This window comes from Candidatus Hydrogenedentota bacterium, assembly GCA_035416745.1.
Lineage (GTDB): Bacteria > Hydrogenedentota > Hydrogenedentia > Hydrogenedentales > SLHB01 > UBA2224.
Genome location: DAOLNV010000101.1, coordinates 1 through 16,508, shown reverse-complemented (window position 1 = coordinate 16,508; position 16,508 = coordinate 1). Strand labels below are relative to the sequence as shown.

Annotated in this window: 12 protein-coding genes; 6 read left to right on the top strand and 6 right to left on the bottom strand. The window is 62.6% G+C overall.

Features of this window, described 5'->3' with window-relative positions; genetic code table 11:
• The 5 genes from PLJ71_20125 to PLJ71_20105 all read left to right on the top strand — a co-directional run.
• Nucleotides 1-224 (top strand): SAM-dependent chlorinase/fluorinase (locus PLJ71_20125; protein HQM51000.1); only part of this gene is annotated, 224 nt, incomplete at its 5' end.
• A gap of 7 nt (nt 225-231) precedes the next feature.
• Nucleotides 232-909, top strand: a complete 678-nt coding sequence (locus PLJ71_20120; GenBank protein ID HQM50999.1) for an endonuclease III domain-containing protein — start codon at nt 232-234, stop codon at nt 907-909.
• 77 nt (nt 910-986) lie between these two features.
• Nucleotides 987-1,769: a DUF1080 domain-containing protein gene (locus tag PLJ71_20115; GenBank protein ID HQM50998.1), complete on the top strand. Its 783-nt coding sequence runs from the start codon at nt 987-989 to the stop codon at nt 1,767-1,769.
• Nucleotides 1,770-1,850: 81 nt separating this feature from the next.
• Nucleotides 1,851-3,506 carry a peptide ABC transporter substrate-binding protein gene (locus PLJ71_20110; GenBank protein ID HQM50997.1) on the top strand — a complete coding sequence of 552 codons (1,656 nt, stop codon included), beginning with the start codon at nt 1,851-1,853 and terminating at the stop codon, nt 3,504-3,506.
• A 119-nt stretch (nt 3,507-3,625) separates the two neighbouring features.
• A complete protein-coding gene (locus PLJ71_20105) occupies nt 3,626-4,204 on the top strand; it encodes a nitroreductase family protein (protein ID HQM50996.1) in 579 nt (192 codons plus the stop codon).
• Nucleotides 4,205-4,265: 61 nt separating this feature from the next.
• Here PLJ71_20105 and PLJ71_20100 read toward each other — a convergent pair whose 3' ends face one another.
• The 5 genes from PLJ71_20100 to PLJ71_20080 form a co-directional block, all read right to left on the bottom strand.
• Nucleotides 4,266-4,919, bottom strand: coding sequence for a C-GCAxxG-C-C family protein (locus PLJ71_20100; GenBank protein ID HQM50995.1), 654 nt, complete (start codon nt 4,917-4,919; stop codon nt 4,266-4,268).
• A gap of 115 nt (nt 4,920-5,034) precedes the next feature.
• A complete protein-coding gene (locus PLJ71_20095) occupies nt 5,035-6,108 on the bottom strand; it encodes an alpha/beta fold hydrolase (protein ID HQM50994.1) in 1,074 nt (357 codons plus the stop codon).
• 23 nt (nt 6,109-6,131) lie between these two features.
• Nucleotides 6,132-8,594: a hypothetical protein gene (locus tag PLJ71_20090; protein HQM50993.1), complete on the bottom strand. Its 2,463-nt coding sequence runs from the start codon at nt 8,592-8,594 to the stop codon at nt 6,132-6,134.
• A gap of 28 nt (nt 8,595-8,622) precedes the next feature.
• Nucleotides 8,623-11,982: a hypothetical protein gene (locus PLJ71_20085; GenBank protein HQM50992.1), complete on the bottom strand. Its 3,360-nt coding sequence runs from the start codon at nt 11,980-11,982 to the stop codon at nt 8,623-8,625.
• Between the two features lie 21 nt (nt 11,983-12,003).
• Nucleotides 12,004-12,549: an NUDIX hydrolase gene (locus tag PLJ71_20080; GenBank protein ID HQM50991.1), complete on the bottom strand. Its 546-nt coding sequence runs from the start codon at nt 12,547-12,549 to the stop codon at nt 12,004-12,006.
• Nucleotides 12,550-13,083: 534 nt separating this feature from the next.
• Between PLJ71_20080 and PLJ71_20075 the strand changes: the two genes are divergently transcribed.
• A complete protein-coding gene (locus tag PLJ71_20075; GenBank protein HQM50990.1) occupies nt 13,084-14,412 on the top strand; it encodes an amino acid permease in 1,329 nt (442 codons plus the stop codon).
• A gap of 23 nt (nt 14,413-14,435) precedes the next feature.
• On the opposite strand, the gene PLJ71_20070 is transcribed toward PLJ71_20075, so the two are convergent.
• The gene (locus tag PLJ71_20070) at nt 14,436-16,202 is read right to left on the bottom strand and encodes a hypothetical protein (GenBank protein ID HQM50989.1); all 1,767 of its coding nucleotides are present in this window, start codon (nt 16,200-16,202) and stop codon (nt 14,436-14,438) included.
• Nucleotides 16,203-16,508: the final 306 nt, after the last annotated feature.

The following is a 16,508-nucleotide window of genomic DNA, read 5'->3' as shown; positions in this document are numbered from 1 at the left end:
TGCGGTTGCTCGAGATTAAGGAGGGCGACGGGGTTGATGTGACGGTCGGCAAGGCTCATTATGCGGCCGACTTCGTGGCAACCTACGGCAGCGTCCCGCCGGGTGACCGTTTGGTGCTGGTTCAGAGTTCCGGCTACGTCGAGCTGGCGCAGAACATGGTCAACTTGGCCCAGTCGCTCGGTGAAGGCACAATGGCGCCCGTGACCCTGCGCAAGATGAAATAGGAAGCCCATGAATAACACCTGTTCGCGCGCCCTGCACGAGATCTATGACCTGTTGCACCGGCATTATGGTCCTACGGACTGGTGGCCCGGGGATACGCCCTTCGAGGTCGCCGTGGGCGCCGTGCTTACCCAGAACACGAGCTGGAGCAACGTCGAACGGGCCATCGCCAACCTCAAACGCGCAAAGATCCTCGGACCGCGGAAGATTCTCGCGTGCCCGGACGGCGCGCTCGAGGACGCGTTGCGGCCGTCGGGGTATTTCAGGGTCAAGGCCCGCCGGGTACGCTGCTTCTGCCAGTATCTCGTGGACAGGTACGGCGGGAACATGGCGCGCATGGCCGCGCGGCCCCTTGAAGAACTGCGCCCCGAACTGCTCGCCGTGGACGGTATCGGCCCTGAAACGGCCGACGACATCCTTCTGTACGCGTGCGAGAAACCCGTGTTCGTGGTGGACGCGTACACGCGGCGCATTCTCAGCCGCCACGGTCTCTGTGCCCCGGATATCGCCTACGAGGCGTTGCGGTCGCTGTTTGAAGGCCACCTCGAGCGGGACCTGCGCCTGTTCAAGGAATATCACGGGCTGATTGTGTACACGGGCAAGGATTACTGCCGCCGCGCCCCCAAATGCGAGCTCTGCCCCCTCAGACCGCTGTTGAAGAGCGGGCAGCCCTTGCTCGAGCGCTGATCCGCGGGCGCCTACCAGTGCGGGGGCGCTTTGTGCCACAATTAACCCAACGCAAGAACATGAAGGAGAACCACGCCATGACCATGTTAGCCATTGCCCTCGTTGTATTGAGCGGCGCCGATGCCGCGCCCGCCGCGGAAGCCGTCGAGCCTATCCAGCTGTTGTGCGGCAACATAACGGACCACTTTTACACCTTCATCCGCGACCGCGGCCGCGACGCCGATCCCAAGCAGGTTTTCACCGTGCAGGATGGCGTCTTGCGGATCTCGGGCGAAGAGTGGGGATGCATCACGACGAAGAAGGAGTTCGAGAACTACCGTCTCGTTGTCGAGTTCAAATGGGGAGAAATAGCGTTCGCCCCCCGCGCGGACCGCGCGCGCGACAGCGGCGTCCTGGTCCATTCGGTCGGGGAGGACGGGGCCTACGGGAATGTGTGGATGCACTCGATCGAGTGCCAGGTTATCGAAGGCGGCACCGGCGACTTCATCGTAGTGGGCGACGGCACCGAAGACTTCGCGATCACGTGCCCCGTCGCGCCGGAGAAGTCCGGTGACTGCTACGTGTACCAGGCTGGCGGCCAGTTGGCGACCATTAACGGCGGGCGTGTGAACTGGTGGGGACGCGACCCGGGTTGGAAAGACGAGAAGGGCTTCCGCGGCGCGAAAGACGTGGAGAAGCCCGTGGGCGAGTGGAATCGCATGGAATGCATCGCGAAAGGCGGCGAGATCACGGTGCTCCTCAACGGCGTCGAGATGAACCATGCGCAGAACGTGAAGCCCAGCCGCGGAAAAATCCAGGTGCAGTCCGAAGGCGCCGAGATCTTCTTCCGAAAGATCGAATTGACGCCGTTGAACCCGTAAGGGCGCATCGACAGGTATGCACATGCGAGAAACCGGCTGGAGACGCGCCAGTATCCATCCGGCACAGGAGGTGTGGTTGCCATGAAACGTGCCTTTTCCGCCTATCGTAGGGAGCGCGCCGCCAGCGTTGTCTTGTGTGTCGCGCTAGCCGCCGTCGCTGGCGGTTGCGGCGGGCCGACCCGTGCCGATAAGGCGTCGCTCGAGGGCGTGTTGCTCGTCGGGAATGGCGCGGAACCCCAGGAGCTCGATCCGCACCTTGTCTCAGGCGTGCCCGAGCACCGCATTCTATCGGCGCTTTTCGAGGGGCTGGTCGATCTCGAGCCGGCGACCCTGCAACCCATCCCGGGGACAGCCGAACGGTGGACCGTGTCGCCCGACGGCACAGTCTACACGTTTCATTTGCGCCGGGACGCCCGGTGGTCCAACGGCGACCCGGTGACTGCCCAGGATTTCCTGTATGCGTGGGAACGCATTCTGACTCCGGCTCTGGCGAGCGAATATGCGTCGATGCTGCACTGCGTGGTGAATGCGCGCGCGTTCAATACGGGGGAGATTAAGGATTTTTCGAAGGTGGGTATGAAGGCTCTCGACGACTACACCATCGAGGTGCACCTCGAGCAGCCCACGCCCTACTTTCTATCGTTGCACATTCACTACACGTGGTACCCGGTTCCGCGGAAGGTGATTGAAGCGCGCGGCGGGATGACGGCTCGCGACACCAAGTGGACCCAGCCCGGGAACATGGTATCCAACGGCGCATTCAAGCTGGCGCAATGGGAACCCGACAAGATCATCCGCGTCGAGAAGAACCCGTACTATTGGAACGCGAACGCGGTCCGTCTGCAAGCCATCTCGTTTTATCCGATCAAGGACACCATGACCGAGGATCGTACGTTCCGCACGGGCGGCCTGCACCTCACCGAGAACGTCCCCCTGCCCAAAATCGAGATCTATCAGAAGGAGAAGTACCCCTATCTGAACATCGATCCGTATCTGGGCACGTACTACTACCGTCTCAACACGACGAAACCGCCGTTTGACGACGCGCGGGTGCGCCGCGCATTTGCGTTGAGCCTCGACCGCGACACGCTGGTGGGGCAAGTGATCAAGGCAGGCCGCAGACCCGCATTCCATTACGTGCCGCCGGATACCGCCGGATACACCTGCAACGCGCGCGTGCCCTACGACGTCGAACAGGCGCGCCGCCTCCTCGCCGAGGCCGGATATCCCGAGGGGAACGGTTTCCCGCAGGTCGAGCTGCTCTACAATACCAGCGACGACCACAAACGCATCGCGGAAGCCGTCCAGCAGATGTGGAAAGAAGCCTTGGGCGTCGAGATGCAGTTGCTGAACCAGGACTGGAAAGTGTACCTGGACTCGATGAACACCTTGAACTACGATATCGCGCGCTCGGGGTGGATCGGCGATTACAGCGACCCGTACAACTTCCTGGAGTGTTTTCTGAGCGGCAACGGCAACAACCGTACGGGCTACGCATCTGACCAATACGACCGGCTGGTGCGCAAGGGGGCTTCCATTCTGCACAAAGAGGGCCGGCTCGCTACGTACCAGCAGGCTGAAGCTCTCTTGCTACAGGACGCGCCCATCATTCCCATCTATTTCTACACGCGGCCGTACTTGAAATCGCCGGACGTGCGCAACTGGCAGCCCAACCATCTCGGGTATATCTCATGGAAAACCCTGTATCTCGAGCCCGCGGCGGAAGCGGCAAAGTAGCAGCCCGGTCCGTCTCCGGTTCCTGCGACACACTTGAAGCCGGCCCGGCCGGCCGTCATAATCAGTATTCAGAGTATTAGCCATTTTGGGACAGGTCCCGCGCAAGGAGCAGGAAACATATGCTGCGCGATTTGGTTTTGCGAAGCCGGAGCATCCGGCGGTTCTATGAAGATACCCCAGTCGCTTTGAAGGACTTGCGGGAATTGGTGGACTTGGCGCGTCTGACCCCGTCGGCAGCCAATCTCCAGCCGTTGAAGTACGTCATCGCGAGAGACAAAGCGCTCAACGAGAGGATCTTCGGCACGCTGGCGTGGGCGGGGTATCTCAAAGACTGGGACGGCCCAAGCCCGGGCGAGCGTCCCGGCGGCTACGTGATCATTCTCGGCGACAAGGAGGTCGCGGCAACGTTCGGCTGGGATCAAGGCATTGCCGCGCAGACCATCTGCCTGGGCGCCGCCGAGATGGGTCTCGGCGCCTGCATGATCGGCAGCATCAAACGCGAGGAGCTGCGGAGCATCCTTGAGCTATCAGCGGACCGGTTCGAGCTCCTGCTTGTTATCGCTCTGGGAAAACCGCGCGAACGCATCGAACTCGAAATCGTGACCGAGCCCGGCAAGATCGAGTACTACCGCGACGACAACGACGTGCACCACGTGCCCAAACGCCGCCTCGAAGACGTCCTCCTCGCCGAGTACTGACAGGTCCGCTGGCTCTTTGCGCCACAGCCGGAGGGGCCATGCGGAACACGTGCCCGGCTGGTCATTGGGCGGGCGGCGTGTAACCGGTGAACTGTTCGAGCAGGACCTGTGCCGTCCATTGGGCCGCGGAGGCGACCACTTCCTGGCAGTTTCCCCCTTTGGCGGCGTCTTCGCACAAGACGCTTCCGTAAGCCTGCTGAAACTTTTGCGCCACGCGCTGTATCAGTTTGTGAGCAAGGTCCGTGCTGGCGAAGTTCTCGGCGCCGCAGATATAGCCGATCACAATGCCCGCCCCGGTGAAGGAGCCGCAGCTCAACTTTTTGCCGGGGGCTGCGCCGCCGTCAAGGCACGTTGCCGCACGGAACAGGCCGCCGTGATTCGGGACCATATCGAGCGCTTCCTGAAGCGCGGCCACCGTGCATCTGCAACACCCCCCATGTTCCCGGTGGAGCCGGCGCCCGAGGTCATACGCCTTCTTGATGACCGCCGCGCCGTCTTCCGTGAGCGGGAGCCGGGTGTTCTCGTCATAGATCTCGAACGCCTCCTCCGGCCCGGTGGCGCATGCATCGCCTGCATGCATCTGGCTGAACCCGAGCCCCGCGCCCACCGCCAGCAGAAATCGCCGCCGCGCGGACGAGGGCATGCCGTCACACGGGGTCATATGCCCGTCATTGGTGTATTCTTTGCCGGCAGTATGGGCCGTATCGCTGAGCATCGCACGCATCCTCCCGATCATTGCGGCGCGGTTTTCCGAGCGCGCCTCTCTTGCCGCCGCGAGGCACGCGACAAAAATGCGGATCGCGAATCGCGGCGGCCGCGGCAACTCCCTCTCAATCCCTTTCGAGCACACTGCGAATGCACGCGTAGGCTTGCGTGCGTTCGAGGTCAGGAAAGTCGTGTTCGGCCTCGGGATAGACGGCTATCAAGTGATCTTCGGCGCCGTAGAGCCGGAAGATTGGCCGCGCGGCTTCGACACAGTCCCGCACGCCCGAATTGTCAAAGTTGTCGTCATTGATGGGCGCGTTGATGAACACGGTGCGCGGAGCCAGAGCGCCCAGAATGTCCGGAAAATCGAACGGCATCTTCGCGGGCTCTTTATCGAACTCGCTGGCGATGGCAGGCATGTAGCCGTCGTGGGTCCAGCCCGTGAGGTCGCCGCCCATATACTTGGCGAAAAGGGTGAACCCGCAACTCGTGACCATTACCTTGATGCGCTCGTCGAACAGCCCCACGAACAGCGTATTGTGTCCGCCGAGCGAATGGCCAATGCACCCGATGCGTTCGGGATCGACTTCGGGCAGGCTCTGCAACAGATCGACGCAGCGCATGTGGTTCCAGATGCCTTTCATGGTCATGCTGGTATATCCGCGGCTGTAGGCGCGCTGCCGGGCGTCCTTGTAATCTCCGAATCCCGGGTAGTCTGGCGCGAGGGTCACGAAACCCTGTTCGGCCAGTTCCGCGGCGTATTGCCGGTTGGCCTTGCCGTTAACGCCGAGAACCACGTCCTTGCCGAACTCGGAAGTGGGGTGCAGGCACAGAACCGCGGGAACCTTGCCCTCCCGGCCTTTGGGGAGCAGCAGGCAGGCGGGAAGCCGGTCCCACGATTCAACGGCGAACGTGATCTTCCTGCGGACGTATTTCGGGAACTCCTGCTCTTCCTCGACCTGAATGTCCAGCGGAAGGAGGTTTTCGCGCGGCGGCAACGGCCCCGCAACCTTCTGGAAATTGGCGCGCACGTGCTCGCGGCGGAGTTCCCAGTCCGCGGCGGATTGAACCGGGCGCCGCTCCCCGGAGGCGTCGAGATAGAACAGCAAGTCCAGTTTGTCGGCATAAAACGGAGCGGCATCCGCTCCCGCCGCGGACGCGGACAGGCCCACCGTGATGAACAGGGTCAGCGAATACATTGGCAGCATCTCCTTGTCGTATGTTATTGCAGCTGCGTGAGCGTTTCGAGGATCTCGAGGCGCGCGCGGTCCGCCACGTCACGGTCGAGCGGCTCTTTCCAGTTCAGCGCGCCAGCGCGGCTGGCTTCAAGCACCCGGCCGGGCGCCTCCTCAAGCAGGGCGCGGGCTTTGGCAATCGTCTCGGCCGGTTTGTTCGCCTTTTCGGCCTGGGCGATGGCGCCGCGCAGCATGACCAGGTACTCGAAATCCTCGACGCTCTCGCGGATGGATTCCATGTGTTTGCCGGGCGTGACGGATACCGCGTCGAGAAAGAACGGGCAGTAGTCGGTGCCGGGTGCGGCATATTCGTTCCATGATGAACCGCCGCCCGTGTCGCTGAGCGCCCAGAAGTACGTGGCTTCGGCCTGGTACTTCCAGCATTCCCACGCCTGCATGCGGTGATAGCTGTAAGGGTCGAGCAGCCGGACCGGGCCGCTGCATGAGTAGAAGTCAAGAGCGATGCCCTCGTTCCGGCGATCAACGAAATATTGCCGGTACGTTTCGGGACCTTGGAGGAACAAGGGCCGGTTGGGGCAGAGCACGTGGCACGCGGCGATCATCTCCTGGTTTGCCTTGGTCATGTCGCCGGCGTAGATGGGATCTTCCCAGATGCGGATCCCGGTGTTCATGGCACGGATGGCCTTTGCCCAGAGGAGAATGGTTTCGTCCTGTTTGGCGCTGGAGGGTTCATCGAGCACCAGAAGCGCGAGCTGTTCGGGTTGTTTGCCCTTATCGCGCATGTACCCGGCCCAGAACGCGGCCCATTCGCCGACGGCCTTGTTGAATTCGGGCGTGCCCTGGGCGAAGTTGCCCAAACTCGGCCCCACCGCGGCGAAAACCATGTAATTGGCGGCGTCGGGCCAGCGAGCCATCCATTCGTCGAACGCCGCGGTATCGGGTTTTGCCGTCATAGCCCCTGCCGCGTCGAATTGGCCAAAGGGCATCACGCCGCTGGTAGCCCATGGCGAATCGACGAAATGCTCGCGGCAATGTTCGATAAACCGCGCCATGTTCTCGAGCGTGATCCCGCGGCTGCCGTTGCCATTGGTGTAATCCCATCCGCCGAAATGAAGCGCCGGCTTCTCAGGGAACGCGAAAGGAAACACCCGCATCTCGACGGGCGCCTTCTGCGCGCCGTGCTTCGCGGACGTCACGGCGATCTCGCCCGTATGCGTGCCCGCAGCGACGTCTTCCGGATGAAACGTGAGCCAGACCTGACGCGTCATACCGGCAGGGACTTCGATGGCATAGCCGCCGTCCTGTTTCGGCGCCTCGGGCAATGCGGCTGCCACCGGAATGCCCGACTTGGTGTCCGTCCACTGGACCTCATGCACCCTGATATAGCCGGGATTGACGCCGCCGGGGAGCCCGGCGATGTTCACAAGCACCGTTTCGTGTTCGCGGGTCGCGTTCGAGATGCTGAAACAGCCCGCGCGGTATTCGTTGCGCATGAGATGAACCGCGACCTTCGGCGACGCATCCTTCGCCGGGTCGTCGAGGATGGATGCCTGGTCCCACAAAGGCGATTGCCAGAGCGTGAGCGGCGGGTAGCCCTGAGCGTTCCAGAGCGCGCCCTGCAGAGCCAATACCCCGCGGTGCAGGCCGTTGAGAGGCATGATGGCCTTGAACGTGTCGAGCGGGGCCTCGGGAAGTTTCGCGGCCGCGTCTTTGGCGTCTTTCAATCCAGCCGCGATGGCGTCTTTGGCGCCCGCGTCGATGGCGGCGTTCGCCAGCTTCTCCTCGAGCCCGGCAACATCCAGAAGTATGCGGCGGCGAATGGCCTCCTGCATCGACGCGCGGACCATCGCGTCCTTGATGTTCTTGATAGGCGTTCCCGCATACGCGCGGTGGACCCATTCCTCGTCGCCCTTGAAAACCTCGATCTCGTCGACGAAACCATAGGGCTGTGCGCCGAACACGAACGCCACATAGCGGCCATGGGTCTCGAGCTTGTCGGTCCAATAGCGGTGCACCGAGTACTTGCTGGGGTCGGGGAGGCCATGTTCGGCGCTCATCGAGACGAGTTCGCCGGCCTCGTAGAAAATTTGGTCGTCGCCGGCGACCAGCATGTAGATGGCGATGGGCCAGGTCACGCCGGCCACGCCCGCGCCCGTGTTGAACGACGCTCCGCTGATCGGCAGGTCCTCCTGCAGGTCGATGGTCACGACGATGATCGGCTGGTGCGTCCAGCCCACGGTCGTCTGCTGGGTCCAGAAATAGCCTTCCGAGTACACGCCGTCGGTGAGCTGGGCGGCGTCGCCCGGGTCGGTGCAGTGTTCGTATCCGGGCGTGGGCTCCATCTTGTAAGGTTTGCCCAGGGCGATATTCCCGGCGGGCGGTTGCGGCTGCGCCGCCGGGGCGGCGGAAGACGGTACAGGATTTGCATCTTGCGCGGCGGACGCCAGTGCAATCAGCAGCGAAAGGGTAACAACCGCGATCGTTCTCATGGCTTTTCTCCTCGGAAATACCGTGTGCTTACGGACCCACTACCACCGTATACCGCGGACCGAACACGGCTCGGCCTTCGGCTTCGAAACGCAACTCAACCGGACCAGGCTCGCGCCCAACGGCTGGCAACAGCGTAACTTCTTCGAGGACCGCGTGTCCAAACCGCTCGACGCGGGCGCCTACGGGGATACGAACGCCGCCCGCGATAACGTGAACCCCGCCCGCGCCGCCCGCCTCCGCCTGCGGCAGCCACGCGGCTTCGCCAAGGTTGGTTATGGTCAGCCGCGCGACGACGGGTTTGTCCACGCCGACGGCCACCTGCGCGCCGTCCGCCACTTCCACCCACGCGCCCGCAGCGTCGCGAATCTCAACGGCGTCGAAGAAGCCGTCGAGGTATTTGAGCGGATTGGTTCCGTTGTACGGCACGTTGCCGACCGCGTCGAGGGGGCAGTCCGCCGACGTTGTGCCCGTGCCCCGGGTGTGCAGGCCGGGCGTTTTGCCATCGCCGACAGCGGCCCAGAATTCTTCCTTCGCGGCGTCATAGACGCCCGCGATACCATCGGGATGCACGTCGCGGTCGAAAACGAGCCAATAGTCGACGGGTTTGGCCGGCGGCGCATCGAGGAACGGCCGGGCGTGGCCGCGAATGACCTGCGTGACGGGCCGGTCCGAGCCGTCGGGGTTGATGATGCCGAAATCGCTGCGCTCGTTGGTGCGGTATCCGCCCGGGTACCACCACCAGTAAATGCCGTCCGCGCCGCTCTCGATCATCATGCGGTACACATCAGTGTAGAACCTGCCCTGGAAATCCAGCTGTTCCTGGGGCGTTGTCATGAGCGCCTGGGACCACGCGCTCACGCCCGCTTCGGCCCAGATGAGCGGGAGCCCCGCATTCGCCCAGCGGCTGTATTCGTAAGTGAACCGGCCGGGCTTGACGCGTTCCCAGTCGCCGATCCGGCCGTAACCCTCCGGTTCGAGGAGGTCCACGGCGCCCGACAGATACGCGTAGTCGTAGGGAACGGTTTTCGACCACCGCGCCGTGGGATCGCCCGCCAGCGTCATGCGGAAGCTCACGAGATGGTTCGGATCGACGCTGCGCACCAGCCGCCGCGCGCGGCCGTAGTATTCGTAAAGGAGCGTGTCGAGGAACCGGCGGTACGCGGCCATCATGCGCCAATGCGGACCGTCCTCGACCACGTTCGGGTCGAGCGGGTTGGTCACGTGCCCGCCGGGCTCGCGCGGCGCCTGGAACTCCCAGTCCTTCTCGGCGTTCTCGATGCTGCCGTAACGCTCGTTGATCCATTGCCGCCAGTGCGCGTCCCACCGTTTGCGGCCTTCATGGTCGCCGAACATGGGCTCCCAGGCGAGGTCGTAGGCGTAGACCGTGTCGTTGTCCCACAGGCGGTAGCGCTCGATGAGCGCGCGCATTTTGTCCCACTCGAATTCGAAAGGCGTCCCGGGCCGCAGCGACAAATTGGCCTTCATGTCCATCTTTTCGAGGCGGCGGAGCAAATCGAGGAGGTTCTGCGACTCGAGCGCGGCGTAATGAATGAAAATGCTGACCGAGTTCATCCCCATGTCTTTGATATGGTCGAGGTCGCGCTGGATGATCTCGGGGTCATACGCCCGCGCCCCGAGCCAATGCTCAAAATAGTCCCAGTCCTCGGCGCCGATGCCCGACGACGGCATGTAGTTCACCCCATGGGGCCGCCACCGCGCGCCCTCCAGCATGAAATCGCCGTTCTCGACCGTGATGAAACTCTTCTCCGCCTTCGGCCGCCAGATGTGGACGTCGTGCTCCGCGATGTCGTAGGGCGGAAACGCTATGCTGATGTTCACGCCTTCTTCCGGCCAGCTGGCGACGGACTCCGAAACCGTGATTCGCGCGATTTCGCCCGGCGCAAGGGATACAGACCACTCCTGGACATCGTCACGGCCTATGGTCAGCAGCACTTTTTCGTCGTTAACCGCTTCCTTACCGACGTTGACGAGCCGGGCGCCAAGCTCGGCGGTCTGGCCTTCGAAATAGGTGTAGTAGTTCGCGCCGCCGTCCAGGATGAACACGCCGCCCCGAATCTGTGCGAGCGTATCCACGAGGAGGCCTGTGACCGGGCTGCCAGGGGCTGTATACAACGCAGGCTCGGGAATGCTGAGAGAAACCCACACGCCGCCCTTGTAGGCCCCGTCGGCATTGACATACAGCGTGGCGGGATTGCCTCGCCATTCTCCTTCTCCGGAAAAAGCCTGGAGCAACGGGCTCCACCGCCACGCCCGGCCTTTGTCAAACCCGCCGGGGCCTGGACGCGGGTGCGACGAAAGAACCTGTACTGGCTTGTCAAAAGTGACTTCTTGTTCCCTATGGCAGCCCTGGAGTTTCGCGACATCCGTGCATTCGAAAAACTTGTATCCCGGCGAGAGGGTTTCGAGTACGGGCACGTTGAACGCGGTAAGCAGTTTTTCGTGCATGGATGAGCGTTGGGCGGTGCCGAAAGGGCCAAGCCAGTATTCGTGCCCGCCGCCGGGGAGGGGCGTGTGAGTAAACGCGAGGCCGATGCTCGTGTGCGCCACGTTGGCGGGATTGAACTCGGTGTTCGCACGCGCTGGAACGCTTTCCCAGAATTTGAAGTCCGCGGGTTGAAGCACGTACTGCCGCCACTCGGGTGCCAACGGGACCGTGGCGATCCAGCGCGACCCGTCTTTCTCGGCCCACTCGACGGCCAGCGCCGTGGTGCGCTGGCTGCCCTTCGCCCAGAACACGGTCAGCGTGTGGCCTTCCGGGAACGGATTGGCCAGTTCGGGACTCACCAAGGTGTCCCAGTTGTTCAAACCGCCGAGCGTGACCCGCAACGCGCGTTCGAAGGGTGCGCCGTCCGCGGCGGCAATCTCGTGGGATGCGGGTGTGGACGGGTCATTCGTGTTTCGGCGCCACTGCCCGGGAGCGGTGGCATCAAAATCGAACAGGACATTCTCCAATAAGTCCTGTGCGTGGCGGCGCTGGTATTCCGCGCGGGGAACCCAGGCGCCTTCGTCGTCGATAAGCTGGTCGCGCCACATCGGGGTATTGCACGCGACGATGTCCCCCCCGTCCTTCAGAAACGCCTCGATGACGCCCGTTGACTGCGCCGGGAGGGCCGACGCGTCCGGCAGCACTAACAGGTCGATGGCCGCGATGGTGAGCTTCGCGGGGTCGCACAGATCCGCAAACCCGAACGGCACGACTTGGTATCCGGCGTCATTCAGCTCTTTTTCCAGCGAGCCGCGCACCGCCAGCCACTCTTCCGAGGCGGGCGCCACGAGCGCGGCGGTATAGGTGACTTCCTGCGCACCGGCGCACACGGCGGCCAGAACCAGGGTCAGCATGCAATGGAATCGATAACGTCCGGCCATGTACCCCCCTTTCGCGCGGGCTTATTGCGGGGCGCCGCACCCAGCGAAATACAGTGCGGCATACACCTTCGGGTCGATGAACACGCCGCGTTCGGGCTGCTTTTCCAGCCAGTCGTGAATGCCCGCGAGGGGCACGATGTGCACGATGATGTCCTCGGAATGGTCCCCGCCGCCGTCGCTGATCTTGCGCACGCCCTCGGCGCGATAGAACCGGATAGTCTCTGAACAGATGCCCGACGACGTGGGGCCCTCGCTCAGAAAACGCATGTGGGAGGCGGTGTAGCCCGATTCCTCCTCAAGTTCGCGCGTGGCGGCGGTTTCGAACGCCTCGTCCTCTCCGCCGGGGATGTCGCCCACCAGCCCCGCCGGGATTTCAATGGTCGCCCTGCGCAACGCGGCGCGGTATTGTTCCACGAGGATGAGCTCGTTGCGGGGCGTGACCGCAACCATGCAGACCACGCCGGAAACGTTGATGCGCTCGACGTGTTCCCACGAATCGCGGTCCACCAGCCTCAGAAAACGGCCCTCGCCAAGAATCCTCACAGTGCTTTCGTTGTTGGGTCTCATAGTCGCGCCTTGTTGTTTGATGACCTGCAAGACCTCAGAGTATAGCGGCTCGCGGACCTTTCCGCTAACACGCCTGAGAGGGGGAAGCGCTTGCGGCCGCGGGTCTCAAGACAATGGACGAGAATCAGGGAAGCTGAGAGCTGTGACAGCACGGCTGGCGCAGGCGCCGAAGGACACGGGGGAATGCCGCCCTCGGTGATCATCGGTGGACAGATTATTGAAGAAGCGAACAGAACCTTAGAGAAGATATCTACTTTAAACGGCAATGAGGCCTCTGCATTGCTGCTGATAACGGTTCGCTTATGATAAAGTCGTTGGAGCAGACCCATTTAGCAGATGGGCGGGCCCGGGCGCTTAATGCCGGTGACGTGAGGAGGGATTGTCTGATATCGAGGGAATGTCTGACACGACCTCTGTTCCTGAGTGCATGTGCGTTTATGGTCCTGCGCGCGCGCAGCGATACCGGCGGCGGGTTTGCGGCCGAGGCGGAATTCGTGGCGAACCGGATAAGCGTCACATTGAAAAAGCGTTGATATGCAACCGAAACGCGCACTGTCATTATTCGATTCCACGTGCATTATCGTGGGCATCATCGTGGGCGCGGGTATTTTCGAAACCGCGCCCACGGTCGCCGGCGCCATGGGCACCGCTGCCGGTATTCTGGGGATCTGGCTCGCGGGCGGCTTGCTGGCCCTGGCCGGGGCACTGTGTTATGCCGAACTTGCCACCGCCTACCCCCATCAGGGCGGCGACTACATCTACCTCAGCCGTGCTTACGGCTCCTGGGCGGGATACTTGTTCGGGTGGTCGCAGCTGGCCATCATTCGGCCGGGGGACATTGCCCTGATGGCGTTCATCTTTGCCCGGTACGCCCAAACGCTCTACGCGCCCTTCCCGCGAGCCGGCATGTTGTATGCCGTAGCGGCCGTGGTGGTTCTCACGACAATGAACGTCATGGGCGTGCAAGAAGGCAAATGGACTCAAAACCTCTTGACTGTCGCAAAGACGGCGGGCCTTTTGCTCATTGTCGCGGCGGGGCTGGTGGGTCCGGGCGGCCAAAGCGCTCCAGGCGGAGCCGGAACGATAACGTTGGGCGGTGTAAAGCTCGCCTTGATCCTCGTAATGTTCACGTTTGGGGGTTGGAACGAAATGGCGTATGTGTCGGCCGAGGTGAAATGCCCCGAGAAGAATATCGTTCGGGCCCTGGCGCTGGGCACTGCCGCGGTGACCGTGCTGTATCTGTGTGTCAACGGCGCCTACCTATCCGTGCTCGGGGCGGAAGGCATGGCCGCTTCCCCGGCGGTAGCCGTGGACACCGTGAAGCCCCTGTTGCCGGACCTCGCCGCCAGGGCCGTGAGCGTGCTCATCTGCATATCCGCGCTCGGGGCCGTGAACGGGCTGGTGTTTACAGGCGCGCGCATCTCCTACGCGATGGGCGCCGATCATCCGGTATTCAGCCGCGTGGGCCTGTGGAGCGAGCGCTTCGGCACGCCGGTGTGGGCACTTGTCGTACAAGGCGCCCTCAGCATTGCCATCATCGTCGTGGCCGGCTCGTTCATGGACACAATCCTGTATACCGCCCCCGTGGTGTGGATGTTTTTCGTGGCAACGGGCATCTCGGTGTTCGTGTTGCGCCGCAGCGACCCCGGAACACCGCGCCCGTTCAAGGTGGCGGGATTCCCGGTTACGCCGGTCCTCTTCTGCGCCTTCGCCGCGTTCATGCTGTACAGTTGTGTAACCTATGCCCTCGCCGAGAAGCCCCTCGGCCTCCTGGTGGTATCGGGCGTAGTGATTGCGGGGGCGGTACTCTATGCGGCCACCCATTGCTGGGGGCGCGGCGTCCGCAAAGTTACCGGCTCATAGTCATAACCGGAAGATGCCGTTTTCTATGCGTACGGGTCGATCGTAAACGTCTGTCCCACGGGCGGCGGCAGAAACGGGACATACTGGTTCAGGTTGACCTTGTACACGAGCCACACGTACCGGGGATCGTTCACGGAATAGTCGAATTGGTAAACCACCTCAGACGGCTGCCCCCTGCGGTTCAGAGCCGTAATTTCCACCGTAACGTCGCCCAGATCCACGGTCTCTCCGCGGGCAAGCGGGTGGCACTTATCCCGCGCGAGAGACCACTGAAACCCGTTTCGCGGCCGCACGCACACCGTGCGGTCGTCTACCCGTGTGATCTCGTGAGGTTCGGGCCACAGGCAGTTGGCTGAAAGCGTGCGGATACGCACCGGAACCGGTTGGCCCAACACCTGGCGAACAACCAGGAAATCGCCCGTGAGATGCCTATTGGGCGCGTTGGCGATGACCAGCGTCCTCTCTTCGATGTCTTCTGGCACTGGAGCCGTGGCCATAGCTTCTTCGATAGCGTCTCCCAGCGTCGCGAACGCCAGGATGCGCATGGGCATCAGCAACGGCGCCAACACGATGTGGACCACGACGAGAACGAAGGTGACCAGCGGAGCCATGGCGCGCGCGAACGCCGCCCGGGCCCACATCTCCCGGCGTTCGGAACGCGCATGGAGGTATTGGGCAAGCAGTCCAAATGCCCCAAGACCCGGCCACATCAACAGGCGGTCAGCCGGCGGCGCCGCGCACAGGGGAAGCAGGGAAAGCCCCATCCCCAGCGCCCAGAAGCCCACACGGGCGTCGTAGCGGTACATCGGCGCGAAAGTTGCCGCAAGTATCAGAAACAGAATTGCGCCCCCCGCCCACATCAGCCACTGCCCCCCCGCCGGAAGCACAACATGCACGTCCGACGGCGGCAACCCCCATTGTCCCAGGAACAAAACCGGAATACGCTGCAATGCCTGTTGTGCGAAGGCCAGGGGTGACACGAGCGGATCCGCATACGTTGACGACCCCGCGATACCGTGACCAAGAGTCGCGTAGACCAGCCGCCACACGAATACGGTCCCCGCGTAGGGCAACACCGAGATCACCCGCGTCATCAGATGCCCGGGGTCCAGGAACACCGCATACGCAAACAGATACGCGCACGCAGCTACGCCCGACTCCTTTGCCAAAAGACACATGACCAGTGCGAACAGCGCTACGGTCAGCCATTCGTTGCGGCCCTCTTCTCGCCACTTCATGTGCGACATCAAGGCCACGAGCCCCCAGAACAGGGCGATGGATGCGCCACGGTTCGCAAGCCAGCCCGCCGGCATGGCATGGGCATCGTCAATGGCGAACAGCAACACGGCCAGCCCCGCAGCCCAGGTCGGCGCCAGCATCTTGCGGTACAACGCGCCCGCCAGGACCACTGCGGCGACGTACCACAACACACTGTGAAGATGCATCAAGACATACGAGTCCGGCCACAGCATATGATCGAGAACGTGCGTGAGCACCGTGATCGGCCGCCAGAACGACAGCCGCAAGGCGTCCAGCGTCCACCACGGCAGAAATCCCAACTGAACAAGTTGCCGGGTATGGGGCTGCTCTCCGTCAGCAAACGTGAACATGTCCGATGAAGCCGACTCCAGCCCGAGCACCGTTGTTTCTCCCGACAACCTGAGGTGCTGCACCCAATCGTCGAGTTGATATCCAGTCAAGAGAGCCGGCGCCGCCAGGACCAGCCCCAATGCCGCTGCAAACACGATGCTCCCCCGGCGCGACAATCCCCCACGGATGTGATGTGCCATCGTACGAATCCCCCATGCAGGTATTATCTATTATAATTATAATTAAAATACGCCAAACAGGCCTGTTTGACAAGTGATTTTTGCGCCTGAGCAGCAGAAGTTCTAACGACATGTGCGGGTTTTACACCCTCTCGAATCCGGCGAATCGCATCGAACCCTAATCACCCTGTTTCCCTGTCAGGAACTCTTTCCTTTTCCCACCTTGACCACAAGCCTTCCGGTTTTTGCCACAAAAGCCCCGGCGCGCCCGTTGTGGCCGCAGCCAAACCGGTATCCATGAGAGGACCGCTTTCGGAACCCCAAAGG

What these genes read in the sequence shown, in the direction of transcription:
- PLJ71_20100 (HQM50995.1), bottom strand. Translation starts at nt 4,919, where the DNA reads ATGCTCAGCGATACGGCCCATACTGCCGGCAAAGAATACACCAATGAC.
- PLJ71_20105 (HQM50996.1), top strand. Translation starts at nt 3,626, where the DNA reads ATGCTGCGCGATTTGGTTTTGCGAAGCCGGAGCATCCGGCGGTTCTAT.
- PLJ71_20075 (HQM50990.1), top strand. Translation starts at nt 13,084, where the DNA reads ATGCAACCGAAACGCGCACTGTCATTATTCGATTCCACGTGCATTATC.
- PLJ71_20085 (HQM50992.1), bottom strand. Translation starts at nt 11,982, where the DNA reads ATGGCCGGACGTTATCGATTCCATTGCATGCTGACCCTGGTTCTGGCC.
- PLJ71_20110 (HQM50997.1), top strand. Translation starts at nt 1,851, where the DNA reads ATGAAACGTGCCTTTTCCGCCTATCGTAGGGAGCGCGCCGCCAGCGTT.
- PLJ71_20090 (HQM50993.1), bottom strand. Translation starts at nt 8,594, where the DNA reads ATGAGAACGATCGCGGTTGTTACCCTTTCGCTGCTGATTGCACTGGCG.
- PLJ71_20115 (HQM50998.1), top strand. Translation starts at nt 987, where the DNA reads ATGACCATGTTAGCCATTGCCCTCGTTGTATTGAGCGGCGCCGATGCC.
- PLJ71_20095 (HQM50994.1), bottom strand. Translation starts at nt 6,108, where the DNA reads ATGTATTCGCTGACCCTGTTCATCACGGTGGGCCTGTCCGCGTCCGCG.
- PLJ71_20120 (HQM50999.1), top strand. Translation starts at nt 232, where the DNA reads ATGAATAACACCTGTTCGCGCGCCCTGCACGAGATCTATGACCTGTTG.
- PLJ71_20080 (HQM50991.1), bottom strand. Translation starts at nt 12,549, where the DNA reads ATGAGACCCAACAACGAAAGCACTGTGAGGATTCTTGGCGAGGGCCGT.
- PLJ71_20070 (HQM50989.1), bottom strand. Translation starts at nt 16,202, where the DNA reads ATGGCACATCACATCCGTGGGGGATTGTCGCGCCGGGGGAGCATCGTG.